The 22,194-nt window shown below is 60.3% G+C and carries 29 protein-coding genes and 1 pseudogene; 5 read left to right on the forward strand and 25 right to left on the reverse strand.

The window, feature by feature from the left end:
* Window positions 1-109, forward strand: a pseudogene (locus JV551A3_RS31080) (integrase); the annotation flags it as partial.
* Window positions 110-591: 482 nt separating this feature from the next.
* Window positions 592-876 carry a hypothetical protein gene (locus tag JV551A3_RS20030; RefSeq protein ID WP_133973691.1) on the forward strand — a complete coding sequence of 95 codons (285 nt, stop codon included), beginning with the start codon at window positions 592-594 and terminating at the stop codon, window positions 874-876.
* Between the two features lie 168 nt (window positions 877-1,044).
* On the opposite strand, the gene JV551A3_RS20035 is transcribed toward JV551A3_RS20030, so the two are convergent.
* Together JV551A3_RS20035 and JV551A3_RS20040 are read right to left on the reverse strand one after the other, a co-directional pair.
* Window positions 1,045-1,260: a hypothetical protein gene (locus JV551A3_RS20035; protein WP_133973693.1), complete on the reverse strand. Its 216-nt coding sequence runs from the start codon at window positions 1,258-1,260 to the stop codon at window positions 1,045-1,047.
* Window positions 1,250-1,558, reverse strand: a complete 309-nt coding sequence (locus JV551A3_RS20040; protein WP_133973695.1) for a hypothetical protein — start codon at window positions 1,556-1,558, stop codon at window positions 1,250-1,252. The genes JV551A3_RS20035 and JV551A3_RS20040 overlap by 11 nt, the downstream gene beginning before the upstream one ends.
* Before the next feature lie 108 nt (window positions 1,559-1,666).
* Between JV551A3_RS20040 and JV551A3_RS20045 the strand changes: the two genes are divergently transcribed.
* Window positions 1,667-2,362 (forward strand): SOS response-associated peptidase, encoded by a 696-nt coding sequence (locus JV551A3_RS20045; protein WP_133973697.1) that lies wholly within the window; start codon window positions 1,667-1,669, stop codon window positions 2,360-2,362.
* Here JV551A3_RS20045 and JV551A3_RS31085 read toward each other — a convergent pair.
* The 12 genes from JV551A3_RS31085 to JV551A3_RS20105 all read right to left on the reverse strand — a co-directional run bounded on the left by JV551A3_RS31085 (window position 2,325) and on the right by JV551A3_RS20105 (window position 12,258).
* Window positions 2,325-2,531: a hypothetical protein gene (locus tag JV551A3_RS31085; RefSeq protein WP_133973699.1), complete on the reverse strand. Its 207-nt coding sequence runs from the start codon at window positions 2,529-2,531 to the stop codon at window positions 2,325-2,327. The genes JV551A3_RS20045 and JV551A3_RS31085 overlap by 38 nt on opposite strands.
* Window positions 2,532-2,555: 24 nt before the next feature.
* Window positions 2,556-2,765: a hypothetical protein gene (locus JV551A3_RS31090; RefSeq protein WP_133973701.1), complete on the reverse strand. Its 210-nt coding sequence runs from the start codon at window positions 2,763-2,765 to the stop codon at window positions 2,556-2,558.
* 170 nt (window positions 2,766-2,935) lie between these two features.
* Window positions 2,936-3,385: a carboxymuconolactone decarboxylase family protein gene (locus tag JV551A3_RS20060; protein ID WP_133973703.1), complete on the reverse strand. Its 450-nt coding sequence runs from the start codon at window positions 3,383-3,385 to the stop codon at window positions 2,936-2,938.
* A gap of 134 nt (window positions 3,386-3,519) precedes the next feature.
* Entirely contained in the window at window positions 3,520-4,038 is a 519-nt protein-coding gene (locus JV551A3_RS20065; RefSeq protein ID WP_133973705.1) for a DUF2514 family protein, read from the reverse strand.
* Window positions 4,035-4,478, reverse strand: a complete 444-nt coding sequence (locus JV551A3_RS20070) for a structural protein P5 (RefSeq protein ID WP_133973707.1) — start codon at window positions 4,476-4,478, stop codon at window positions 4,035-4,037. Before JV551A3_RS20070 ends, JV551A3_RS20065 begins: the two co-directional genes overlap by 4 nt.
* A 73-nt stretch (window positions 4,479-4,551) precedes the next feature.
* A complete protein-coding gene (locus JV551A3_RS20075; protein WP_235874615.1) occupies window positions 4,552-5,145 on the reverse strand; it encodes a tail fiber assembly protein in 594 nt (197 codons plus the stop codon).
* The gene (locus JV551A3_RS20080) at window positions 5,145-5,888 is read right to left on the reverse strand and encodes a hypothetical protein (protein WP_235874616.1); all 744 of its coding nucleotides are present in this window, start codon (window positions 5,886-5,888) and stop codon (window positions 5,145-5,147) included. The genes JV551A3_RS20075 and JV551A3_RS20080 overlap by 1 nt, the downstream gene beginning before the upstream one ends.
* A 63-nt stretch (window positions 5,889-5,951) precedes the next feature.
* A complete protein-coding gene (locus JV551A3_RS20085) occupies window positions 5,952-6,824 on the reverse strand; it encodes a hypothetical protein (RefSeq protein WP_133973711.1) in 873 nt (290 codons plus the stop codon).
* Window positions 6,824-7,138, reverse strand: a complete 315-nt coding sequence (locus tag JV551A3_RS20090; protein ID WP_133973713.1) for a hypothetical protein — start codon at window positions 7,136-7,138, stop codon at window positions 6,824-6,826. The genes JV551A3_RS20085 and JV551A3_RS20090 overlap by 1 nt, the downstream gene beginning before the upstream one ends.
* Window positions 7,135-11,205, reverse strand: a complete 4,071-nt coding sequence (locus JV551A3_RS20095; protein WP_133973715.1) for a TipJ family phage tail tip protein — start codon at window positions 11,203-11,205, stop codon at window positions 7,135-7,137. The genes JV551A3_RS20090 and JV551A3_RS20095 overlap by 4 nt, the downstream gene beginning before the upstream one ends.
* Window positions 11,206-11,261: 56 nt before the next feature.
* Complete coding sequence (locus JV551A3_RS20100; protein ID WP_133973717.1) at window positions 11,262-11,858, reverse strand: tail assembly protein; 597 nt, start codon at window positions 11,856-11,858, stop codon at window positions 11,262-11,264.
* Window positions 11,859-11,913: 55 nt separating this feature from the next.
* Window positions 11,914-12,258: a hypothetical protein gene (locus tag JV551A3_RS20105; RefSeq protein ID WP_133973719.1), complete on the reverse strand. Its 345-nt coding sequence runs from the start codon at window positions 12,256-12,258 to the stop codon at window positions 11,914-11,916.
* A gap of 174 nt (window positions 12,259-12,432) precedes the next feature.
* On the opposite strand from JV551A3_RS20105, the gene JV551A3_RS20110 reads away from it, so the two are divergent.
* Window positions 12,433-12,762: a hypothetical protein gene (locus JV551A3_RS20110; protein ID WP_133973721.1), complete on the forward strand. Its 330-nt coding sequence runs from the start codon at window positions 12,433-12,435 to the stop codon at window positions 12,760-12,762.
* Between the two features lie 150 nt (window positions 12,763-12,912).
* A complete protein-coding gene (locus JV551A3_RS30730) occupies window positions 12,913-13,182 on the forward strand; it encodes a hypothetical protein (protein ID WP_166674276.1) in 270 nt (89 codons plus the stop codon).
* Window positions 13,183-13,400: 218 nt separating this feature from the next.
* On the opposite strand, the gene JV551A3_RS20120 is transcribed toward JV551A3_RS30730, so the two are convergent.
* The 11 genes from JV551A3_RS20120 to JV551A3_RS20165 form a co-directional block, all read right to left on the reverse strand.
* Complete coding sequence (locus tag JV551A3_RS20120; protein WP_133973725.1) at window positions 13,401-14,156, reverse strand: C40 family peptidase; 756 nt, start codon at window positions 14,154-14,156, stop codon at window positions 13,401-13,403.
* A 2-nt stretch (window positions 14,157-14,158) separates the two neighbouring features.
* Window positions 14,159-14,908, reverse strand: coding sequence for a phage minor tail protein L (locus JV551A3_RS20125; RefSeq protein ID WP_133973727.1), 750 nt, complete (start codon window positions 14,906-14,908; stop codon window positions 14,159-14,161).
* A 9-nt stretch (window positions 14,909-14,917) separates the two neighbouring features.
* Window positions 14,918-15,256, reverse strand: a complete 339-nt coding sequence (locus JV551A3_RS20130; protein WP_133973729.1) for a phage tail protein — start codon at window positions 15,254-15,256, stop codon at window positions 14,918-14,920.
* Window positions 15,256-18,636, reverse strand: coding sequence for a phage tail tape measure protein (locus JV551A3_RS20135; RefSeq protein WP_133973731.1), 3,381 nt, complete (start codon window positions 18,634-18,636; stop codon window positions 15,256-15,258). The genes JV551A3_RS20130 and JV551A3_RS20135 overlap by 1 nt, the downstream gene beginning before the upstream one ends.
* A 96-nt stretch (window positions 18,637-18,732) precedes the next feature.
* Window positions 18,733-19,203: a type II toxin-antitoxin system death-on-curing family toxin gene (locus JV551A3_RS31450; RefSeq protein WP_133973733.1), complete on the reverse strand. Its 471-nt coding sequence runs from the start codon at window positions 19,201-19,203 to the stop codon at window positions 18,733-18,735.
* Window positions 19,204-19,206: 3 nt separating this feature from the next.
* Window positions 19,207-19,374 (reverse strand): hypothetical protein, encoded by a 168-nt coding sequence (locus JV551A3_RS30735; RefSeq protein ID WP_166674277.1) that lies wholly within the window; start codon window positions 19,372-19,374, stop codon window positions 19,207-19,209.
* Between the two features lie 311 nt (window positions 19,375-19,685).
* Window positions 19,686-19,949 (reverse strand): DUF1799 domain-containing protein, encoded by a 264-nt coding sequence (locus JV551A3_RS20145; RefSeq protein ID WP_133973735.1) that lies wholly within the window; start codon window positions 19,947-19,949, stop codon window positions 19,686-19,688.
* Window positions 19,950-20,002: 53 nt separating this feature from the next.
* Window positions 20,003-20,386, reverse strand: coding sequence for a phage tail assembly chaperone (locus JV551A3_RS20150; RefSeq protein ID WP_133973737.1), 384 nt, complete (start codon window positions 20,384-20,386; stop codon window positions 20,003-20,005).
* Between the two features lie 9 nt (window positions 20,387-20,395).
* Window positions 20,396-21,055 (reverse strand): phage tail protein, encoded by a 660-nt coding sequence (locus tag JV551A3_RS20155; protein WP_133973739.1) that lies wholly within the window; start codon window positions 21,053-21,055, stop codon window positions 20,396-20,398.
* Window positions 21,056-21,093: 38 nt separating this feature from the next.
* Complete coding sequence (locus JV551A3_RS20160) at window positions 21,094-21,522, reverse strand: phage tail terminator-like protein (protein ID WP_133973741.1); 429 nt, start codon at window positions 21,520-21,522, stop codon at window positions 21,094-21,096.
* The gene (locus JV551A3_RS20165; protein WP_133973743.1) at window positions 21,519-22,193 is read right to left on the reverse strand and encodes a hypothetical protein; all 675 of its coding nucleotides are present in this window, start codon (window positions 22,191-22,193) and stop codon (window positions 21,519-21,521) included. Before JV551A3_RS20165 ends, JV551A3_RS20160 begins: the two co-directional genes overlap by 4 nt.
* Between the last annotated feature and the right edge of the window lies 1 nt (window position 22,194).

The following is a 22,194-nucleotide window of genomic DNA, read 5'->3' on the forward strand; positions in this document are numbered from 1 at the left end:
GGAAATCAACGACCTGAGCGATGCAAGCGTGCTGCTAGGGCACTCGAAAGAGGGAATCACTGAACGCGTTTACCGGCGCGTCGGGGCCATTGCCAAGCCTTCAAAATGATAAAGTTTTGGGACTGGCAATCAATAGTTTTGGGACTTCGGTATTTTCTAGCGCCCAAATAAAAACCCCGCAACCTCAATGGCTGCGGGGCTTTCGAATGGTGGAGGCCGAGGTCGGAATCGAACCGGCGTAGACGGATTTGCAATCCGCCCTGCATTTCTTTGCATTTCAGTAGCTTACGAGCTTTTCAGTTCCGCATAGAAGCTTTTTTAGCAACGCTGCAGCCCTTTAAAATCAAGGGGCATGGCAGGAGTTGCGGAACTGATTTTCGCGCCTGGTCAGCGGTTTTCAAGACCGTGGTACAAGTATCCGAATCACGGGGCGCTAGGACCGAAATCGATTCCAAAACAAAGACGAAACGGCACGGCTACAGGCCGCATACTGCAAGGGTCGCCGCTTCGGTTTTGGAATCGATGTTTGATGAAAAAATGCTCGCCTAGTCGTTAGAATCCGGCTCACCCCTACTCTGCAGGAAGCTCAACATGGACATACAGGCACTCCAGCTCTCTCTACTGCCGTGGCTACGCGTTGACACCTGGCACACCATGCACCCGAAGGATGAAGAGCGTTTTCACCAAGCGCTACATGTGGCCTTCGGCGAGCTTGGCTACTCGATCGCTTACGAGCAGTTCTATGAGGCAATTCATCGCACGCTTTCGGAACGTCAACCAGGCGTAGAGGTGTACCGGAGCAAGACCATCGAGGAGTTCGCGCGCCGCGCCGAGGTCATAAGCTCGTACCTGTTCGATGTGCGCAACTGCCAGTAATGCAGCAGTAGCGTGAGATTCGAGCCTCAGGCCGCGTCACAAGCGGCCTGTGCACCTCCGCTGTCTAATACGGTTCGGCCTGTTTCAGCGACTTTCGCCCAGTAAAACCGAGATGCTTTTGAGCGGTTTTAGACAGCCCAGACCACCCTCCTCCGGCGTTCTGCCGAACTACTCCAAATCCCTCTCAGACTCATCCAGCGCCCACAGCCTGGCTGCCTCGGCAAGCTCGAGCATGTCGACCAGATCACCGTCATCGACCTCCTTTCGGCGGTGCCCGGCATAGGCCATCTCGCTGAGGACGGCTGCGCGCCCATCAGGATCAGCCACCAAGGCAGTTTGGTCATTCAGCTCGGCCAGCCAGGCCTGCGGCAGGTCAGTTGCCATAAGTGCCCACCGCACGACACCACCATGACTGCGCGTACAACACACCGTCGATTTCCTCGACACCATTGATGTTGATCCCGAGCTGGGCCATGCCATTGAGCTTAGCGTCGTGCAACCGGGGGATGATGTCGGGCCCAGGTGACGGGTTGAACACCCAGGCCTGGGTCGATACCCGGCCCAGCGGCTCACTGTGGTGGTCACCGATGTGGATGTCGGCCTGCAAAGGCTGGATCTTCCTGAGCTGATCGGAAGGGATGGCCACGCCATTCACGCGGCGGCGAACGAGGAGGAAGTACATGCTGCACCTGATACTGTATATCGATACAGTATTTCAGCATCAGGAAACGCAAATGCGCCAGTACCGCTCGGCGGACTATGCTTGTTTGCTCAGGCAGGAGGGCCGCGCATGTGTGGAAGGCTGAGCCAGTACCGAGGCATACACGACTTCGTTGAAACCCTGAGCCTGCCAGAGGCCTGGAAGAACAACATAGGAGAACAGCCGCTTGGCAGGTGCAACGTCGCGCCGACAACGCCTGTGGCGGTGCTGCGGGTCGATGACGCAGGCCCTCGGGCGGACCTGGTGAAGTGGGGATGGCGGCCGCATTGGGCGACCGACCGTGCTGCGCCGATCAACGCCCGGGTGGAGAAGGTGGCGCACGGCCCATTTTTCCGGTTGATCTGGCCAAACCGGGCTATAACGCCTATCGATGGCTGGTATGAATGGGTGAACGAGGGCGGGCCGAAGAAGCAGCCCTACTACATCCGGCGCCGGGACGGACGCCCTGCCCTTTGCGCGTCGATTGGCCAATTCTCCGGTGGCGAGCATGACGGGTTCGTCATTATCACCGCCGACGCCCAGGGCGGTATGGTTGATGTGCACGATCGCCGACCTGTCGTGTTGTCGCCAGAGCTGGCGTACGAGTGGATCGCGGCAGGAATGTCAAACGAGCACGCAGAGCAACTGGTGCTTAACCTGGGCGAGCCAGCCGAGGTCTTCGAGTGGTACCGGGTTAGCACAGCGGTTGGCAATGTGCGCAACCAAGGCGCCGATCTAATCGAGCCGATTAGTGAACCTGGCCAGCAGGGCCGCCTAACGCTTTGAGCTGGTAATCGGTGACTGCCTGAAACTGCGACTCAGCGATCAGGCGCAACCGCTCGACTTCGTCGGCTGGCCTGCCAGCCCCCTGAGCCTCGTGATAACGCCTCATGGCATCCACGGCGTCGGTATACATGGGATGGTCAGGGTAAAGGATCGGCGGCTTACACTTCATAGGGGTTACATCCTTAGGAGGCCATCACTGAATGGTAGCCGGTGCCCGCCCTGCTTGGATTAACTGGTAATCTAGAACCGCTTGGTATAGCGAATCCGCCAATAGGCGCAGGCGCTCGACCTCTTTAGGCGGGGCACCACCTGTTTGCGCATCACGATGGGCCCGGACCGCTTCCAGAGCTTTCAGTAGCAAGGGCTCACCAGCGAGCGCCATCCCCTCCAGCGTTCTTTTCACGGATTAATCCTTTGGTGGAAGTCAGTGCATTATAGGCCGCCTCGCCCCAGTGCCGCTATTCAGTGGATCGAGGCGATGCGGCTAAAATTGACCCTGACTTCACACCCCGATAAGGCGGAAAACCGAGCTCCACCTTGACGGCTTCCTTCGCAGGGTTAGGCGGTTGACAGCTACGCCTTCGCGGCAGGCTTGAGTCTGAACGTAACCCCCATCCTGTTGAAAGCGTTCATTGCAGCAATCGTGGCAGTCAAATCTACCAGGTCTCGCTCGCTGAAGACCGCGGAGGCGGCAGCGTAGGCCTCATCCGAAACATGGGTTTCTCCCACGTTGGTCACCTCTTCTGCCCACTTCAATGCAGCGCGCTCTAGATCAGAGAATAAGTGTTCCGCCTCATGCCAAACCGCGACTAGCAGCACCTTGTCAACTGACATGCGGCCTTTGATCAAGTCGCGAGAGTGAAGATCGATGCAGAACGCGCAACCATTGATCTGTGATACTCGAAGGAAAACCAGATGTATCAACTCCGGAGGTAGATTCGTTCCGGTGGTTACATAGTGGTGTAACCCGGTCAGCGCTTTTGCTGCACCGGGAGACTTTTCAAACCAATTCATACGAGTCATACATACTCCATAAGCGCTTTCGTAAACACAGACGCATTTTATTGCGTACGCGGCTCGGCTCATGGGTCCAATCCGCTGTAATTTCTTGGTACCAATAGTTGGCTAGGGCGCTGTTCTACTTCCCGGCTTCCTTGCTATGGGGAGAACTTTCCAAAACCGTCGATCACCGCCTCGCATGCCAGGCCGGCTATTCGGCTTCGCTCAAGCGCCGCTGCGCAGCTGCCCGCCATTCGGTCAGACTCTTCAAGCAATCCGCCGAGCACCACGACGGCAGAGGTTCCTGCCGGGCGCTGCTGGGCAGCGATGGTGTCGCAGGTGGCTCGGTGGCTGGCAAGCAGTCGGTCGATTTCCCTGCGCAGCCCACCAGCAGCAGACTCAGCAGCAGCGGCGCGGCCTTTGGCCAGTTCCAGTTTCTTGCGTGCACTCTCACCCTCCTCGTCCGCCAGGGCTTGGCGGCGTTGTTCTTCCGTTCTGGCCTGGGCCGCTGCGCGCCGGTCGCGCTCGGACACCTGCAGGCGGTAGTCGGACAGCTCGCTGTGCGCCGTCGCGGTATCACGCTGCGCCATTACCACCCGGTATTGTTGGCCGCCGGCGACCAGCACCAGAGCGATCAGCCACCAGCACCAGGCCGGTACCGCGCCCAACCATGTCATGCCAGCGCCCGCCGAACGCCCTCGCTGATAACCTGGTCCTTGTAGGGATTACTGCCGTTCTCATGGATGATGATGCTCTCAACGAACACCCGCAGCGTGGTCGGCTCCTTGATATTGATCGGGTCGGTGGGGTGCACGCCCAGCCGCTTGGCCACGGCCCTGGCGTAGGCCTGGGTGTCGTTCTCATTGCTCGGGGCCCAACGGTTGATGGTTTCAAGCACCGTGTCGATACCCTCCCCGCCAACGCCGGGCATCCCATCCTTGCCGCGGTAGTTGATCAGCAGCTTGCCCAGGGCGCGGATGCCGTTCTCTGGCGTGTCGAAGCGGGCGAAGCGAGGCTTGGCAACGCCGGCCTCCAGGCCGAGCTGGCCCTGCCAGGCATTACGCGAGTTGAAGTCGATGTTGCCAGGGTTGTTGTTGCGGATGCCGCGTGCGGTCATGGGTATTCTCCAGGCAAAAAAATACCGGCTCTGGGCCGGTTGTGTTCAAAAGGCAGGTGGTCGTTCAACCGGATCAGGCCGGCGGCGTGGGCCAATCGATGTCGTTGGGGTAGCCTTCCTGGTCAGGTAAGCGGCTCAGCGCCACACGGTAGCGTTTCCAGTCGATCAGCAGAGCGGCCTCAGCTTCGGTGGCCTCGTCAAGCTCAACGGCATCCTGCAGCGGGGCAATCGCTGCATCGGCCACGGCGCGCCGCTGCGCCTGTTCAGAAACCACAGTGGCCAGCAGCTGCTCAGCGGCGGCTTGGGCCTTGGCCTCGGCGGTGATGACTTGCGACCAGTCGATTACACCAGCAGTTGCGGACAGGCGATCGCCCAGCTCCAGGCCGGGCAACTGCACTTGACCGTCAGCCGGATAAAGGTCGACCGGGAAACGCGCCCCCTGCGGTGCGTCGGCGTCATGAGGCAGCATCAGGGTCAGCACCAGGTCGCCGTTGATACGCTCCACAGGGGCAATCACGAAGTTGCAGCCTACGGCCTCGGCCGGCAAAGTCGCGCCATCGGCCAGACGCGAGAAGTCTAGGGCTACGCCGTTCACCTCCAGAATGTCGCCGGTCTTCGCAACCGAGAGGTGGATATCAGAACGAACCGGGGAAAGCTTGAGAATCATTAGAACCACCTCCCTACAGCTAGGGCAGAAATTTGGACTGCAGTGCCTACGGCCCGGGACGCCATATCGAAACCTCGCAGCGTGACTGTCGAACCGCTCGGTGTGCCTGCGAGAGCCGCCCAGTTTGCAGCAGAGCCCCATCGGAAAGACCCTGGAGTTACCACTGGCACGCCTGAGAATGCCGCAGGGAACGACCAGATTCGCGTCCCTTGATACACTCCGCCGGCATATACAGTATCAATAGCCTGGTCGGTAACAACGATGCTCATCCAGCATTCCATGGTCCCGTCGGCATACTTGGTGTACTCACCATTGGCATTGCTACCGCGCTCAATGATGGCTCCCGTTGGTACGCCACCACTCTGGCTGACATTGCCAGCGATGTCGGCTACGGCCGCCTTTTTCAGGCCCAGTCCGGTGCGAGCATCTGCCTGGTTCGTTCCGCCAGTGCCTCCCTTATTCACCGGCAACACGTTCTCGGTCGAGACCGCGCCCAACCCAGCCAGCGTGGAGCCCCAGGTGTTGGCGATATCGTTGAACTTGTCGGCCAGGGTCTTGGTGTAACCCTGCACCGGCGTAATGGCATAGGTGCCGCCGGCTACCGTTGCCCCCTTGTATGCCGGCAAGATGCTCAGCACCGTAGCGCTGGCAATGTTGGTCACCTCATACCAGTTGCCGTCGGGGCCCAGCAGCGCATCGCCCACCCGGGCGTTTGCGGAAAAATTGGTGCCGGTACCGGTCACCGTAGTTTGGCCAGCCGCAATCGCGACCGTGCCTGTCCTGTACCAGGGCATAGGATGCTCCGATTAGTTGAATGGAAATGGGAGATCGTCCGTCTTGATGACGAGCGCCTGCGGGTATCGATCGGTGGGTATGTCGAAGTAAGCGGTAGATGCGGTATTGCTTAGCAGCATTGTTGTGCGGGCTGCGTCACAGGCCATGAAGTAAATGCCGCCATCGGCTCCATAGGCACCGTCCATGTTTGCTTGCATATTCGAGCGAGCAGGGAATGGACTACCGGGCGATGGCATATTCTCCATAGCGCCCTGCCCCAACGACCTCGAAAAGGTAGTGCTGGCCGCAAACTCTCCTGTGCCAACAGCGATGAATACGGTTGCTACACAGTAGTAAGGGCCGCTGTTGATGAACCGCGTAGCAGTCTTGGTGGCCCCCGCGAAAGGCACGCTGTAGAGCTTAATGCCGTTCACCACTGTGGGCGTAGGGGGCGCGGGCGCACTAATCGTATCGACGATGTTTAGCGGGTACTGTAATGAATTGAAGGTGAGCGCGCCGGATTCGTCGTAGCACTTGAGACCTGCTCCGTTCAGCGTGTTTCGCATAGTGTCGAAGTAGTAGAACTTCGTCGAAGGGCTGGCCCCGATGAAATAGAACGTCGTGGTGTCACCCGACTTTGAGGACCCGCAAGAGATTCCTGGTCCCGTTATAAATACGATTGGTGCAATTACCCCGGTAACGCTGAAGCCGTGAATTGCATCGACAATCGATGACTCTGCATAGCTGCTTCCTTCATTAGGGGGAAGCTGCGCCGATCGATGTTCGAGGCGCGGCCAGTTGACTTGGAAAGAGAGATAGCCGCTCTTCAAAAGCCCATAAGTGATCTTCTCAGTGTCGAACAGGAGGCTTCCATCCTCCTTGTAAACCTTCAGGCCTGCAGACATCAGTAATACCCATAGTGAATGCGGCAGTTGAGCGAGTAGAAGCCCCATCCACCGGCGTAGGAGTACTGCCAAGACAGGGTGGCGACGGAGGCCCCCACGACCAGCGTCACCCCCGGCCGCTTGCCGAGGTACTTGTTCTGAGCGGAAAGCTCGGTGATGGCGTAGAAAAGCGTCTTTCCAGCGGGTGCCAGGGGAATCGAGAGCGACCCGTTGGCCGCTCCCGTGTCCACATAGCCCATCATCTGGCTGATCGAACTGGTCATATCCAGCAGCGCCAGGCCGCTCGGGTCGTAGACCTTTAGGCCTGCCGTCATACGTTCACTCCCAGGTCGATCGCCAAGTTGCCGTTGGCGTGGAAGATGCGCAGGCGCTGGTTATTGATCAGCAAGCGCCCCTGCCCTGCCACCGTGCCGTTGATCTCGAACGTCCCGCTCTTGTTCAGGATCCAGCCCTGCTGGCCGGCCACGTAGTTGGTCGAGCTGATGTAGCTGCCAATTTTGGCGTTCGTGATGGTGCCGTCTTGGATGAAGGCCTCATTCATGAACACCTGCCCACCCTGCACTGCGAACGGCGAGGAAAGCGTGCCGTTGATGCCATTGACCACTGCGAAGAGGTCGGCCGATACCAGGAACTTGCTTTGCAATCCGGCCGGGCCGTTCTCGATGCCAAGGCCGATGCCAGCGGCCACGTACTGGCCCTGGGCGTTGACCTGCATCTTGACCGACCACATAGTACTGGCCTTGTTATCGAGCGCAGCCAAGGCCTGGCTGGTGACCTGCACCGAGGCGCTGGTTTTCTGTATTTCACCGTTGGCTTTATCCAGCGCCGAGTTGAACGACACCTCCAGCGTTTCGGTTTTCTTCGCCTGGACTTCGATTTCAGACGCCCGGACCTTGGCCTCCTCGGCAATCTTGGCAGTGTTTTCCCAACCTTTCAGTGCTCCGGTCAGTGCACCTTCGCCGGTGTCATCTCGCTCGGCCTGCGGCACCGTGAAAGAGGCCTCCATGTAACCAATGCGGACGCCCAGCGCCTGGTCGGCATCTGCGCGGGTGGCTGCTTCCTCACTGATGGATGCCTCACGAAGCGCCCTCTCGCCGGCAATCCCATCCGCGCGGTCGGCCTTCTCCTGATCGAGCGCGGTATTTGTAGCGTCTACTCTGGAGTTGACCGTCTCAAGCCGAGAGGCCGTCGACGACTCATTGTCGGTGACCGTCTTTTCCAGCACCGAGATGCTGGCCGAGTTGGAGCCCACCTTGGTGTTTACGTCCGTGAATCTGCTGGCCGTGGCCTGCTCGTTCGTGACAACTGTCTGCTCCAGGCTGCGGATACTGCCGGTGTTGTCCGCGACTCTCGCCTCCACACCTGTCACTCGAGTTGCCATCGCCTCGTTCTGGGTCGCCCTGGTGCGCGACTCCTCGGACACCTTGGCAAGCGTATCCCAGCCCCGTAGCGCATCGGTGAGCGCACCTTCCGGATTTTCGTCGCGGTACGCCGACTGCACGGCCTGAAGCATGGCCGCGTTCACTATCACCTTCCCGTCTATCGTGGCGATGTCCGTGGTGTTTTTCGTCACAGCCTGGGCCAGGCCATTTGCGGTCTCGGCAATGCTGCCGATGTCGACCCAGAAGGCCGGGTTCGGCGGCGCGTTGCTCCCGTCAGCTGCTGCCGGCACCGGCGCGATGGCCATGTACAGGCGGTGGCCACTGCGTACCGCATCGTTCTTGGCATAGGCGTCGGTGGGCACGTACTCCAGCGGGTCGGTCAAGTCGGTGATCAGGTCCTCTAATTCCTGCTTCGCCTCGTTGATACGATCATTGACGGAGCCAGGGAAGTCGCCCGAGATTTTCTCGATCTCCTTCAGCAGCTCCTGGCCCAGCTCGCTTTCGGTGATCTGGCCACTGATCAGCTCGAGCACCGGGCTGGCATCCGCCCCAGACTGGCCAAGCACGCCATTGCCAGTCGGGTACCATGGGCCGATGTTGCCGGTTCGGTCCACCAGGCGCGCCCAGAAGAAGAACGACACACCGGCCTTCAGGCCTTGCATTACGTGCTCGGTCTGCGGGTAGGCCAGGTCGGCGAGCTTCGTCGCAGCCTCCAGGCTGTTCGTTGGGCCGTACCAGATTTCTGTCCGCTGGGTGTCCTCGGCGCCTGGTGGAATTCCCCATTTCAGCGATATCCCGAAGATCAGCGGATCGGCCGCCAAGTAAGTGACCGCCGGCGGTAACCCCTCCTTGCCCTTCAGCTCAGTGAGCGTCGAGTCCCGCCAGGTCGACGTTATGTCGAACGAGCTGACGGCGCGCACCCTGGCCAGGTAAGCGCCAGCGTAGATCCCAACAACGTCGACCGACGTAGTACCTGTGCGCTGCAGGCGGATCCAGTTGCCGTTGTCCTTGCGCCATTCCACATCGTAAGCGACCGCCCCCTGGACGGCCGGCCAGCTGATGGTCATGGTGCTGACCGCGATACCCTGATCCACCGCATAGGCCGAAGTCAGCGAAACGCTGGCAGGCGGCGGTACGGTAGTGACCGGAATGACACTGATCGGGCGCTCGTCCAGCTTGGCGCCGGTGTCGATCGCTGCGAACTTGCTTGGGTTGAACTCGAGCGCGGTGATCTCGTACTCGCCTTCCTGGGTGCGGGTGGTCTTCAGCACGCGGAACAGCTGCACCGCCAAGTCTTCGTAGTCGATTGCCCATTGCAGCTCGGGCTCTGGCTGCACGCTGTACTCAGTCGTCACCGTCACCGCGCGCTCGGCCACGGACTGCACGGTGCGCGCCTGGGCTGTGCCGTTGGGCAGGTTCAGGATCAAGCGGTCACCTGCCTTGATCGGCGTGTCGCGATCGAGGGTGACCACTCGGCCAGCGGCGGACGAGATTCGTCCACCATTCGGGCGGCCGGCCACCAGCTCATCCGCCACCGGAATGACGTAGCCAGGCAGCGGGATACGGCCCTCCATGCCGGTCTTGAAGCTGACAGTGCGGTCCTGGCTGTTGCTCAGCAGTGCCCACTTCCCCCGGCGCTGGGCTTCGGATGCGCGCGTGCAGCCGATGGCCGAGATCTCGATTGGCCGGTCGCGGTACCGGCGCTGCAGCGCCAGGTCGGTCACCGGGATCACATCAGTGTCGTAGTTGTTGCCAGGGTTGTCGTAGCTGACCAGCGCACGGCTGTAGTGGGTGTTTCGCTCGGCACCGCCATACACGAACTCGCCGTCGATGACGTTGGACCGGGTAAACACGTAGTCGATGTCCTGTGCACGCGGCATGTCCGCCTGCATGAACAGCGAGCCGTGGGCCCAGTACACCATGCCACGGTAGATAGCGGACAGGTCGCGCAGTAAGGTCCAGGCCTCGGCGCGGCCCTGCAGGTTCATGTCGCACAGAAAACGAGGCTCCTGACCACCCTGCCCGTTCGGCACCAATTGGTCGCAGTACTGAGCGATGCGGTACATCTCCCACTTGTCGACCATCCACGACTTGATGCGCTTGCCCAAGCCGAAGCGATCCTCGACGCACAGGCCGTAGGTCACAAATGCGGGATTGTTGGTCCAGGCCTGCTTGAAGGTGCCATCCCATACGCCGGTGTAGGTGCGGGCCACTGGATCATAGTTGCTCGGAACGGGCCAGCGCTTGGCCTTGCACTTCACGGTCACTGCCGGAATGTTCTGGAACTGCTGCGCGTCGAACTCGATGTACAGCAGCGCCGTGTTGGGGTAGCGCAGCTTCTCGTCGATGATCTCGGTGTAGCCGGCAATGGTCATCGTATCGGCTACGGTACCGCTGTTGGCGTTCGGGGTGATGCGCCGTACGCGCAGCATCCAACCCGAGGTAGCCGCCGCCAGGTTCACGCGCACGGAGCGCTGATATCCGTTGGTGGTCTTGCCATCGACGGCGCCGCGATGAGCCTCGACGTATGCACCGCCATCGGTGGCGATATCGATGGCGTACTCGATGCGATAACCGTTGGTATTGCCGTTGCTGTCCTGCTTGGCCAGGCGCGCCCAGGACATGCGTACGCGCACGGCGGAAAGCTGCGTATTGCTCAATGCGCGGGTGAACGGGTTGTCACTGCGCAGTTCGACGTTGACAGTGGTCTCGTTCTCTACCGACGGGATGCCCTGGATGTAGTCCTGCTCGATAGTGCCTCGGCGCCACTCCCACTTCACGCCCGGGAAGTTCACGTTGCCGCTGGCATCCATGATCGGCGTATTGTCGAGGTAGATGTCGCGGTCGGTAGGTGTGCCGTCAAACTCCCCCTCGCCGACAGCCAGCAGCAGCTTGGCGATGTTGGTCGACTGCAGGCTGTCCGGCGCCTCGACGGGGGATTTCGGCTTGCTCTCGCCGCCCTTGGCGCCGGTGATGTCCAGGTGATCTGTCGGGCCCATGCTTTCCTCCGGGCAACAAAAAACCGCCCGGAGGCGGTCTGTACGCTGAATCGGCCCTAGGCCTTGTCTTGCGCCTCAATGGAGGCAGAGATGATCGCCCCACCCCAGCGGCGCTCGCCGATACAGATCGGGACTGGATTGCCGCTGGCAGTAGTGTTTTTTGCGCTGCCGAAGGCGTAACTTGGCAGGTTCTCGGGTGCAGCGCTTTGGGATAAACCCTTGGCTTGGGGGCTGAGCATCTGGATGACGCCGCCCAGGGCAAGCGATGCGCCGAGAGACTGCCCCCACCCTTGCATCCCAGGAACGAAAAAGGACGCAACGAAGATTACGGTGCCGATGATCGTTTGAAGAAGGCCTCCGCGTTTGCTCCCGCCAATAAGAGGAACAACCCGAATCTCTTTGGTGCCACGGCGCCCTAAGTCATCCGCGCCTACGTTTTTTCGGTTCCGAAATACGGCAAAGCGGATCCCTAGGGCATCAAGCCGCCTGATTTCCTCTACAAAACCGGGAAGCGTTACGCGCAAAGCTTTGAATGCCTCCCACCCCTCTCCACTTTCCAACTGGCGGCGATGCACTCGGCCAAATTTCTGGGCCAGCGAGCCGGAAAGCTTGATCGTCGTCATCTGCGCGTAATGCGCTACCGTTGCAGCCATACTTTCCTCCAGGGAATAAAAAACCGCCCGAAGGCGGTTGATAGGTGGCGCTATGTCAAAGGCACGACTTTACTGCACTCTCTATCGCGGAACGCCCGACGCCGGGCATCCATGCAACCCGTTGATAAAATATAACCGAGCTACCTGCGTCCGTCTTCGAGACTTCAAGTAGTTCGTCTGTTAGGTTCATCGCAGCAACGACAAGACGGTAGCCATTCTGAGTTTCTGACATGGTCGCTTCAGATCGAGCATCCTGCCATTGGGGGAGTACACATAGCGCGTACTCCTTTGGTGATTTCTTGGTAACGGCTTTGGTCGTCGGTGAATTGCCTTTCAGATCGCTTGGTGACACGCACCCCGCCAGCAATACCAGTCCCACTGCTCCGATCAGAACTCGCATGTGATCCCTCCTTGTTGATGACGGGAATCTACCACAGCTAAACCGGGTGATAATCCCGAACCTGGGTTACAGGTCTTGGATCGTTAACCAATTCATCCAATCTGTGCTATCAAGGTTTCAGCCCATCTGGGCGAGCATCGACTGCAAAAAATAACATGACATGGAGAGCGCCAATTGATTACGCCACAACAGAAAGCCGCTGCCATTCGCAACGCACGAGAAAAGCTGGTAAAGGATTTCGAAGATGGTGTCGATCTCGACCCCAGTAAAGAAGCTCTGACCAAAGCTGTAATTGCATCCTTCGATGAAGCTAGTAGGAGGCGATGGGCTGCTGAATTCATGATGGGAATAGTGCCTCCCGGCCCGATGTTCGAGCTCTACCTCATGGAGTATGTCTCTCAGCTAGAAGAGATTATCGAAGCAGGCTTAAGCTCGAAAACGGACGAAGAATTGGATTACGTGCTTGGTGGCCTAAAAACCCTGGACAAGATAGACAGAATTTAAGGTTCATAGCCTGTCCACCCATCCAGCGTGGATGAAATACCAGTACCGCGCCAGCATTTCGCCATAGTAGCTTTGCTCCTCCAATGAACCGCCCCGGTCCGTTGCCGGAAAGCCTGTGGACCGGGGCATGATGAGTTGCAAGGACAAAAGATGAACCCAGGACAAACAATTTTTCCGTACCTGCTGATCACGAAACACAAAGAGGTTGGATACCTCTGTGGTGTCGTCTCGACAGACGGATCGTTCCAGCATAACGACGGCGAGCTCTACTCGTTCCTTACTGAGAAATCCTTCAAAGAGCTTCGCCAAGAGTTTGATACTGCCGGCAAGGAGTATGCGCTTGTCGAGGCAGCTAACTACGCATATAGCAATGCCGACGGCAGGCTTGCCCGAATTTTCATGCACCTTGACGGACGTTAGGCCGAGGATCCCGTCCACAGTAACGCCCCGTCGATGACCTCTACCCTGGCGCCTTCGGTAAGGCGGTAAGGGCCGCTAAGCAGGTATTCAGCGCGCCCTTGCTGCACATCTACTACATCGGGCTCACGGTCTGGTGGAGTGACGAAACGCCGGCGCCAAACGATAACCGGTACATACGGATCATTTTTCTGCATCTTTTCTCCAACGGCATTGCCGCTTCACTTCACGTCGCGATGACGCAACACAAGGCGCGTCCGGTCGAGCCAAGGCCCGCCAAACACGACGATTTCTGATGGCCGCCCCAGCAGGTGGTGCAGCATAAAAGGCCCAGGTCCGAAGACCTGTCCGTCCTCACCGGGCAGCTGCGCGTCGACGCCCAGGTAGATGCCCGCGTGGTTCGGGTGAGCCGTTCGGCCAACGGCCATGACGATCATGTCGCCGCGCTGAGGCTGGCTAACCTGGTAGAACCCGGCGGACTCGTAGGCCTGCTCGTAAAGGCTCGGGCCGTCCGCCTGCTCCCACCATCCCTCCTCCCGGGTATAGGCCGGGAAATCCAGGCCCCACTCCCGTTTGTACCAGTCCGCGCAGACCTGCCAGCAGTCCCAGGCGCCGTGCACGAACGGCCGCCCAAGCAGCGGTGCGTGACCGGTGGGAGTGACAGTGCGCAGGTCACCCTCCGGCCAGGACAGGATGTACCAGGGCAGCCCAGTGGCTTCGCACATGGCCAGGTCACGGGGTGACGGCCTGCTGGTGGCATCTGGATGCGAGTGCACGATGCCGATCACCTCACCCAGGTCTTCGGCCGCAGCGTACTGCTCCGGCGAGATGCGGAACTCCTCTGCAGGATCCGCAGCGGTGTTGTCACACGGGAAGTACCGCTGAGCGCGCCCCACAGCGATGAGCAGCCCGCAGCACTCCCGCGGGTATTCAGCCGCGGCGTGCGCTTGCACGGCGGCCAAGATGTGTTTGCGCATGGTCAGTTCCGTGCGATGAGGGAAACGGCCGGGAAACCGCCAAAGGGCAGTTGGTTGCCCTGGCCAAACCGAACGGTGCAGCCAGAGTCCAGGCAACCATTGCACTGGTCCTTGGCCGGGTCATCCGTGGGGTTGCCGTCGAGGTCGAAGTAAGGCCCGGTGTATCCGCAGTTGGGGCCGCGGTAGCCGGCGGTCATTGCCCAGTGGCAAAGCTGGGTCATCTGCCGGCCGATCGTCTCCCCGCCGACATCACCGGGGCTGGCCAACTCCCAGGCCACCGTCTTGCCGTTCTCCGACACCTTCTGATCGATGTACCAGACCTCGATGGCTTCCTCGGTTGGGTCGGCCTTCGGGTTACCTGCCGGAAAATTCACCGCATCCAGGTAACGCGCCATCGTGTGGCGCATGGTCAGCTTGAACTCGAGCAGATTGTCGAAGGCCACGCACAGCGCCGTGATCCTTCCGTTGACGTTGCCAACCGTCAGCGTTGGGCGCACTGCGGTACCGTCCGAGTTTGCTTCGATACCTTCGATCTGCATGGGCCAGGCACCGTACTCGTTGCCCTGCCACCAGATCGACTTGGCCGGGAGCTGGTCGGCGTTCGCACCAGCTGCCGCAAGGTCCTCCGGTGTGTGCGGTATCGCGTGCCCGTGGAAGCGCAGAACATCAGCACCAAAGTCCGAGCCATCCAGCTCAAACAGCAGAACTTCGTTGCCTGGCTCCAGGGTTTGGATGTCCTTGATCAGTGACATGCATGCTCCCTACGGGTGGAAAGCCCGCTTGAAGGTGGCGGAGACCTTGAATCGACCGCCCCCCACGGGCGTGGGCTTGGGGTCGGCGCAGGTGAACAGCCCCAGATCGCCGAGCGGTGTAGACCACAAGAAGGCCTTAGCACCGCCGTGCCGGTCGAAAAACTCCATGATCTTGCGGACCTGGGCCTTCGTGCCGGTTACGGTGATTGGGTAGCTGTCCTCCTTGTTGTTGGGGCCGTCGCCCGCCACCTGACGGTACCCGCCGCCAAACCTGGACTCGCGGACCCGGTAAGTGATGTCTGGTGCTTCGCCGCGATGCGTCGGCCAGCTGAACGTCTCGATGGCCATCAGCGCCCTCCTTTGGTGTTCCGGTAGCTCACGCCGCCGGGTCGCCAAGAATCTGCAACAGCCTTCTCGGCAGCGAGCTGCATCTGCTTCTGCATGTTTTGCTGAAGCAGCGTCTGGTCGAGCTCCATGCCTTCGTCACTTCGATCCGCGACGGCCACGTTGACCGGTGCCGACACGCTGATCATCGTGCCCGAAGTGCTCATGGTAGTTAGGTTTGAAGCAGGCCCAGTGCCGAGCGGGGTGATGGTACCGCCCTGCTCCCCCATCATCAGATAGGTCTTACCCCCCTGGTTCAGCAGCTCTGGCCCAAGCTCGTTGACCTGGTAGAGCGAGTTGGCTGCTACCGGACCACCACCAGCGCGCTGACCGGAGACGAAGTTGTCCATGATCTCCGGGCTGTACCCGGCCTGGGTCGATCCTGCGGACGTCGTTCCGCTGCCGAACCACGCAGAGGCTGCCGTAGCACCCCAGCCGGCCAAACTGCTTAGCAAACCAGACGCTGCGCGCTGTGTCTCGATTCTCACCATGTCCGCAAGTATCGACTTGGTGAAGTCAGTGAACGAGAATTTACCGGTCATGGCGAAGTTCACGACAGCATCTTCCATCGAGCTGAAGGCGTTGCTGTACAGGGTCTTCGTCTGCCCCGCAACATCCCGCGCTTGATCCAGGTAGTTCTGGAAGGCCGACGACGCCCCCTTGCGCCAATCCCCCTGCGCGGCGGTCATCTGGTCGTAGTTGGCGATGGTGGTTTCCTGCAGGTCCTTTTCGGTCTTGCTCAGGGCCGCCAGCTTTTGGTTGTACTCATCGAGGCTCATGCCACGGGAGCCGTCGCCATATTGGTTGGCCAGGTCCAGACGCTGCTGGTTCATCCGATCGGTGATGCCGTTCTGCTGATCCTGCAAGCTGCGCTGGCGGTCACCCAGCCCCAAGCCATCGGCGGCGCGCTGCCCCTGCAACCTCAGCGCCTGGACCTGCTGGTCGAGGGCGTCGGTGTAGGTCTGCACAGCCCGGGCTTGCTTAGCTAGACGCCCCTGCTCATTGGTCGCCAGCATCGAAAGCTCGGTGTCGGCGTCCTTCTGCGCCTTGACCATAGCCGCCCGAGCATCGGCGATCTTCTGATCCAACTGGATTCTCTGCTGAGCGCTGGTGCTGCTCCGCCCCTTGGCCTCCTCCAAGGCCTTGATCTCGGCCTCGTAGGCGTTGGTGATCTCGCCCTTCTGCTGCTTGATTATCGCTGCGCGCTGGGAGGCATAGGACTCTTGGGAGATAAGCCCCGCCTTCTGCGCCGCGTCCAGTTCCTTCTGGTGATTCTTGTACTCGGCCAAGATGGCGCTCAGCGCGTTTTTCTGTTCGTTGAACCCGGAGAGGTCGACAGATGCAGTCCGGCCGGCTGGGTCTTTGTACTGCTCGGCGATGTTGCTGCGGATCCTTGCTACAGTCTCAGGATTGAGTCGAGAATCCGCTGGATCTTTCTTCCTGATGATATCCAGCGACCGCTCGTATTCCTTGAGGGCCTCGCTGCGTTTCTTGGAATTGGTCCAGGCCGACTTCTCTAAGGCATCGACCTTGTCCATGGCCTTGATGGTCTTCTCGTTGGCCTCCGCCTCCTGGCGGTCGAATACAGCGATATCTTCTTGTGCTGCTTTCTTGTCCTTCAGGAACTGAAGTTGGTCGGTATAGAACGTGACCATTTCTTGCTGATTCTGGAAGCCCCCCACATCTCCGCGCTGAGCGCCAGCCAGGTTCGCTTCCATACGAGCAATATCATCATCGATGCTCGATCGACCGATGTTTTTCAGGGTATCCGCTGCCTTGGCGACAGCGTTGTAGCCCTGCTCCCACCAACTCAGGTTTTCGATGATCTTCGGGGTGCGCTCGTTAATCGTGTCTGCGAAAGCTTCGGTGGCGAGCTTGACTGCGTCTGCGTGCCTTCCCTGCTGCTCGAGCGCGGCAATCTGCGAGTACACCGAACTCGTGAGGTAGTTGTACTGCGTGTTCAGCGCGGCCGAAGCCTTCACTGGGTCATCCGCGAGCTTCACAAATTCGGCAATGGTGTCGGAAACTGCCCTACCCGTTGCCTCCTCCATCGATACGGACGCTTGCGCTACATCCATGAAGCTGTCACCAGCAATTTTGCCGCTGCTGGCAAGGCTGGCCAAAACCGAAGCAGCGGCGCCGGTTGTTCCAACAGTCGCGCTCACCTGCTTGGCCAAAGCCCCCAACTGGTCTGCAGTCAGACCAGCGGAGCTTCCCGTCAAGGTCAATGCATTATTGTAGGCATCCGCCTCTTCAGAACCTTTGTAGTAGGCGTAGCTCAGCACCCCAGCCGCCGCCGCTGCGACAGTGAATGGGTTCACCAACCCCATGACGTAGCCACCGAGGGCCTTAACGGCCGGGCCTACGCCGCCGAACATGTCCTTGAGCTGCCCGCCCTGCTGCAGCAATACCTGGAGCGGGGCCTGGCCACCCTGCAAGGACACCACGATGTCGGTGAACTGCGCCGGTACGCCGCGCAGAGCTGCTGCGGTGGCCTTGGCAGACATACCCGTCTTGTTCAGCGCAACATCGGCGCCGCTCAATGCGGTGCGCGTCTGGTCGATTTTCGCCTGGTACTCGCCGAAGGTCTCCGCATCGAGCGCGCCACTGGTGCGGAAGCCCTTCAGCTTCTGCTCCATCTGGTCCAGCCGGCCCATGGCCGCGACGGTTGGATCAATCTTGCCCAGCAGCTCCTCGAGCGCCTGCCCCTCTTCCCTATGCGCGCCGGTAGCCTTCTTCGCCGCCTCCGCCTGGCGCTCTTCCGTGGCAATCAGGGCCTGAGCCCGGCTGTTGATGGCCGCCTGACGGCTTACGCTGTCGGACAGCACAGCATTTGCCTGGGCGGTGACCTCAGCGGAGTGCTCGGTCGCCCGGTTGAGCGACTGAACGTACTGGCTGGCCTCCAGCGACGCCTTGGCCACGGCCATAATCCTGGCCTGCTGCTCGTCAGCGGATTCGGCAGCGCGCCGGCCGGCCTGGGCACCGGCATCCGTAGCATTGGTGAGCGCCTCTTGTACCTTGCCCGCCTGTGCAGCTTCGGTGCGGAACGCGCCCATGTTGGCGGCGGCGCTGCTGAACGCCGTGGAGGCGCTGGTGACGGCGCGCCCCACAGTGGCCATCTGCTGAGCCAACTCGGTCTGCTTGCCGTTGAGCGCCTGCAGCTCCTGAACGATCTGCCGGGTGTCACCCTGCAGGCTGCCCAGGGCAGTCTCCCAGGCTCGCCCGGTTCGTCCAGCCGACTCCTCACTGCGCTTGCCGGCGTCCGTCAGCTGATCGAGGTTGTCCTTGGCCTCGACGGCATCACCGGAGTCGATCTGCAAGCCAAGGGACGCGATGGTCGTCATGCTTTTCTCCGAGCAATAAAAAACCCGCCTAAGCGGGTTGAATATGCAGGGGCTCAGAGCCCCTTAAATGTAAAAACCCAGCGCGGTAGCTGGGCTCTAACCAATCATGGTTCGGTCAATTAGCCGCCTGAGACTATCGTTTCCGAGAGCCTCCAGTTCGTCTATCGGCCTGTGCCAGTGATATAGGAAGTCTTCGAGAGTCTCCCTGTCGACCACGTGCGTGACAACGGCTACCGCGATCTCGACTAGATCGTCACCGGGCGCAGTGAGCTCATAACCGTTCATCAGCATGAAGATCGATGTGGCTACCACTGCGGTGCGCTTGTTGGCGTTATGGAACGGGTGGTTTCGAGCCAGGCTTTCGAATAGCACGGAAGCCAGTGTTATGACGTCTTCCGTCTGAGCGAAATACCGATGCAGTCCAATGCTTTGCTGAGCCGTTTCGAGACTTGCCTGACTGAGGACCCCGCAGATTTCTCCCGGGGTCTTCATTTTGATCAGCCGCTCGTTGATGAGGATCAGGTCCTCACAGCTTAGGTAGAGTAGTCCTTTACACCTGGCTGGCATTGATTATCGCTTCGCCAGCTCTTCGATGGCGCGCTCGTAGCGCTCAAAGGTGATCGCGAAGGCCTGGTCCACCTGCTCTTCATGCTTTCCAAACTCAGGACGAGGCTCTACGACGTCTTTTTTACGACGTGGAACGTCAAATTTTGGGCGAGTTTGCAGAAGTGCGGACATTGTTTCTCTCCTTCGTGGCGGGCTTCATGCGTACCGCCATGGGCTCTGTATGAGCCAAAATTCCGGTGTTTTTTCCGTTCACCGGCGTACCAAAGGTACGTAATCGGCGCGAATAGTATCTACTCTGACGTCAAGTGTCACTGCTAATTCCGATGGAATTCGGCTATCCCGCCGATTGGCTATCGCAACGATTTTTCGGCCTCCTAAACAGAATCTTTAGGCTGCGCAATTACGTTGTAGCATGCTTATAGGCTGTTTACACCCCCTATACGAAGGTATTTTCGGTGATCGACGGCCGCTTCGCGGCTCTACTATGCGGCGTTGAATTCGGTCATTACGGCCAAGGCCTCAACCTCCATGACGCGGAGATCTGGGAAAATGTCGTTGAGGTCGCGGCGCTTGATGCCGAGCATTGAGGCGGTTGCGGGGATGGCGGTGTAGTCCAGGCCGGACGGGCCGCGCGAAGCCACCCGCCACTGCGTGCCCAGGGCATCGAACAGGCGGAAGGCTGACCATGCGTCTGGCCAGATCTCCACCACCTCCTCCTCGATGTCGTCAGGGGTCAGGCCCAGCACTGCCAGTTGCTCGGCGGACGGACCGCGCTCGTAGCAAGCCCGGGCCGCCGCCCTCAGTTTCCCAAGCGGGCCGGACTGTAGGCGGCTTGGTAGGCGTCGATTACTGCCTTCGGTGCGCCGGTGCAGGTGCGCACCAGGTCGGCGATGGCCTCGGCGCTGAACTCGTCCTCCAAGTCCCAGCCTGTGACGATATCGCCCAGCTGCTCGGTCTGCAGGGCGATTTCACCGGTGGTGACCTCCTCCCAAGTCGCGCCGTCCTTTTGGGCCTTCTCCGCCCAGGCGTCGCGCGCCTTGTTCCAGCGGTCGAACATTGCGGACAGGGCCACGCGGTCCATGTAGCGGAACTGGAATTGCACGGAAGCCGGCTCGGCGCCAATGCGCGGAACCAGCACTATGGCAGCGAAAGTGGGATTTTGCGCGATCTTGATCTTCGCCATGAGGCCTCCCTACGCGACGGCCAGGATGCGAACGGGACGGCCCGAGAGTGCGATGCTGATGGTGCGCGTCATGAGGCTGTTCCGGTCCATGGTCGGGGTGGTGGTGATGCTGACGTAGCCAGGGTAGAGGATCTGGTCGCCCCCTGGCAGCTTGAGGCGCACTACCGCGAGTTCCTTGCTGTCGCCGTAGTTCTCGACCAGGGCAACATAGGCGGCGCTCGGCTGGTCCTCGACGGTGATCGACAAGGTGATCGGGTTGCGGTTGGTCGGGAACTGACGGTCATCGTCATCCTCCAGATACCCCACAGTGAGGTATTGCTGCTCACCGCCAGCCGAAGTGAATGCAGTCACCTTGGAAATCTGCGCCCAGGCGGTCACAGGCAGGACCGAGCCTACGCCAGCACCAGGTGTGTACTTGTCCACGTTGGTGGTGTTGAGGCCTTTCAAGGCGAACGTGTCGGCGGCCACGTTTGCGGCGCTGACGGCACGGTCGGCGATGAGTGCCCAACCGGAGCTGACCAGCAGGACATCGCCATTCTCGATGTCGTGACCGGCAGCGGTGGCCACCGGCGGCAAGGCATTGGTCAGAGCGGTGAAGGCGACGGCGGCGCCAAAAATGCTGGCGATTTCCAGCACAGAGCCGTTCGGCAGCGGGAATTTTGCGGCCATGAAGGTTTCCTCGTTGTTGCCCGCCGGGCGGCGGTTGGTTAGGCCCCAGCGGGCGGTTGTTCCGCGACTCCGCGGTAGGTGAAGCTAGTTGGGACCGTGTAGGTCGCCGACTCGGTGATGGTTGGGCCTTGGTCAACTGGTCCGGTGATCAGGCCCTCGAAGCCGTTGCGGCTGAGCGACGAATCAACCCGGAAGAGGCTCGAAAGCTCATCGACCAGGCTCTCGGCGGTAGCCAGAGGCTCGCCCGCCGGGCAAACGATGCTCACCTGGTAGACGCCGGTGTACTCGTAGGCCTCGCCGCCCAGGTAGCGACAGGTGGTGCCCGCCGGCAGCTGGAAAGCCTGCAGGTAGGTTTCACCTGGTTGAGCTTCGAAGGCCTGCTGGAAGTTCGCGACCCGGATCGGGCGCGCCGTGGCCCAGGCCATCAGCTTGATCTCGATAGCCTGCCGGGCCTTTGCTTGGCTCATACGCTGTTGTTCCTGATGGCTTCGTCGACGATGCGTTGGAAGTTGGCCAGGGTCACCCTGACCATGCCGGCCGGGGCCTGCGATGAGTGCCCGTACTCCAGCGGGATAGCGTACGGCAGGTTGTTCACGATGTACGCTGTCTGGCCTATGGTCAGCGCCTGTACCTGGGTGATGAGCGCGGTAATGGCTTCACTGCCCGACGGGTCGATTCGATCGAGCTCTTCGGTTGCCGGCGAATCAATGGAGAACTGCCAGTTTCCCCGGAAACGCCCGCCCACATAGCCCTGGCCTGCGACCAGGCCGTTCACAGCGAAGTTCTGCTCGCGCTCGGTCTTGGTCAGGGGCTTCGCGTACTTCACGCCCTTGCGCAGCTTGCCGGCCTTGGTGAAGTTGTCCTGGTTCAGGTTGATCAGGGTGTTGCGGACCGTCACCTTGAAGTCGTAGTCATCGGCAGCTTTGTTGGCCTTGGCCCGGTGGGCCACGTTGGCCGCCCACAGCTCCGGATTGCCTACTGGTGACATGCGGATGACGCTGCTGCCGATCTCGATCACGATCTCGCGGAAGGTAGCGTCCAGGGCTTGCTCCGCCTGTTCTGCGAAGGCCCGTATGGCCTCAGCGAACCCGCCCTGCTGCCCGCCGTATCGCTGGGCCATGTGTGAGCCGCGCGCCATG

Source organism: Pseudomonas inefficax (assembly GCF_900277125.1).
GTDB lineage: Bacteria > Pseudomonadota > Gammaproteobacteria > Pseudomonadales > Pseudomonadaceae > Aquipseudomonas > Aquipseudomonas inefficax.

Coding starts and splice junctions, on each gene's coding strand:
- JV551A3_RS20085 (WP_133973711.1), bottom strand. CDS start 6,824: ATGTCTGCAGGCCTGAAGGTTTACAAGGAGGATGGAAGCCTCCTGTTC.
- JV551A3_RS20095 (WP_133973715.1), bottom strand. CDS start 11,205: ATGGGCCCGACAGATCACCTGGACATCACCGGCGCCAAGGGCGGCGAG.
- JV551A3_RS20100 (WP_133973717.1), bottom strand. CDS start 11,858: ATGGCTGCAACGGTAGCGCATTACGCGCAGATGACGACGATCAAGCTT.
- JV551A3_RS20035 (WP_133973693.1), bottom strand. CDS start 1,260: ATGGCAACTGACCTGCCGCAGGCCTGGCTGGCCGAGCTGAATGACCAA.
- JV551A3_RS20065 (WP_133973705.1), bottom strand. CDS start 4,038: ATGACATGGTTGGGCGCGGTACCGGCCTGGTGCTGGTGGCTGATCGCT.
- JV551A3_RS20090 (WP_133973713.1), bottom strand. CDS start 7,138: ATGACGGCAGGCCTAAAGGTCTACGACCCGAGCGGCCTGGCGCTGCTG.
- JV551A3_RS20040 (WP_133973695.1), bottom strand. CDS start 1,558: ATGTACTTCCTCCTCGTTCGCCGCCGCGTGAATGGCGTGGCCATCCCT.
- JV551A3_RS20120 (WP_133973725.1), bottom strand. CDS start 14,156: ATGCGCAAACACATCTTGGCCGCCGTGCAAGCGCACGCCGCGGCTGAA.
- JV551A3_RS20125 (WP_133973727.1), bottom strand. CDS start 14,908: ATGTCACTGATCAAGGACATCCAAACCCTGGAGCCAGGCAACGAAGTT.
- JV551A3_RS20070 (WP_133973707.1), bottom strand. CDS start 4,478: ATGACCGCACGCGGCATCCGCAACAACAACCCTGGCAACATCGACTTC.
- JV551A3_RS20135 (WP_133973731.1), bottom strand. CDS start 18,636: ATGACGACCATCGCGTCCCTTGGCTTGCAGATCGACTCCGGTGATGCC.
- JV551A3_RS20165 (WP_133973743.1), bottom strand. CDS start 22,193: ATGGCGCGCGGCTCACACATGGCCCAGCGATACGGCGGGCAGCAGGGC.
- JV551A3_RS30735 (WP_166674277.1), bottom strand. CDS start 19,374: ATGTCCGCACTTCTGCAAACTCGCCCAAAATTTGACGTTCCACGTCGT.
- JV551A3_RS20160 (WP_133973741.1), bottom strand. CDS start 21,522: ATGAGCCAAGCAAAGGCCCGGCAGGCTATCGAGATCAAGCTGATGGCC.
- JV551A3_RS20030 (WP_133973691.1), top strand. CDS start 592: ATGGACATACAGGCACTCCAGCTCTCTCTACTGCCGTGGCTACGCGTT.
- JV551A3_RS20075 (WP_235874615.1), bottom strand. CDS start 5,145: ATGATTCTCAAGCTTTCCCCGGTTCGTTCTGATATCCACCTCTCGGTT.
- JV551A3_RS20060 (WP_133973703.1), bottom strand. CDS start 3,385: ATGACTCGTATGAATTGGTTTGAAAAGTCTCCCGGTGCAGCAAAAGCG.
- JV551A3_RS20155 (WP_133973739.1), bottom strand. CDS start 21,055: ATGGCCGCAAAATTCCCGCTGCCGAACGGCTCTGTGCTGGAAATCGCC.
- JV551A3_RS20105 (WP_133973719.1), bottom strand. CDS start 12,258: ATGCGAGTTCTGATCGGAGCAGTGGGACTGGTATTGCTGGCGGGGTGC.
- JV551A3_RS20045 (WP_133973697.1), top strand. CDS start 1,667: ATGTGTGGAAGGCTGAGCCAGTACCGAGGCATACACGACTTCGTTGAA.
- JV551A3_RS31450 (WP_133973733.1), bottom strand. CDS start 19,203: ATGCCAGCCAGGTGTAAAGGACTACTCTACCTAAGCTGTGAGGACCTG.
- JV551A3_RS20130 (WP_133973729.1), bottom strand. CDS start 15,256: ATGGCCATCGAGACGTTCAGCTGGCCGACGCATCGCGGCGAAGCACCA.
- JV551A3_RS30730 (WP_166674276.1), top strand. CDS start 12,913: ATGAACCCAGGACAAACAATTTTTCCGTACCTGCTGATCACGAAACAC.
- JV551A3_RS31085 (WP_133973699.1), bottom strand. CDS start 2,531: ATGAAGTGTAAGCCGCCGATCCTTTACCCTGACCATCCCATGTATACC.
- JV551A3_RS20150 (WP_133973737.1), bottom strand. CDS start 20,386: ATGGCGAAGATCAAGATCGCGCAAAATCCCACTTTCGCTGCCATAGTG.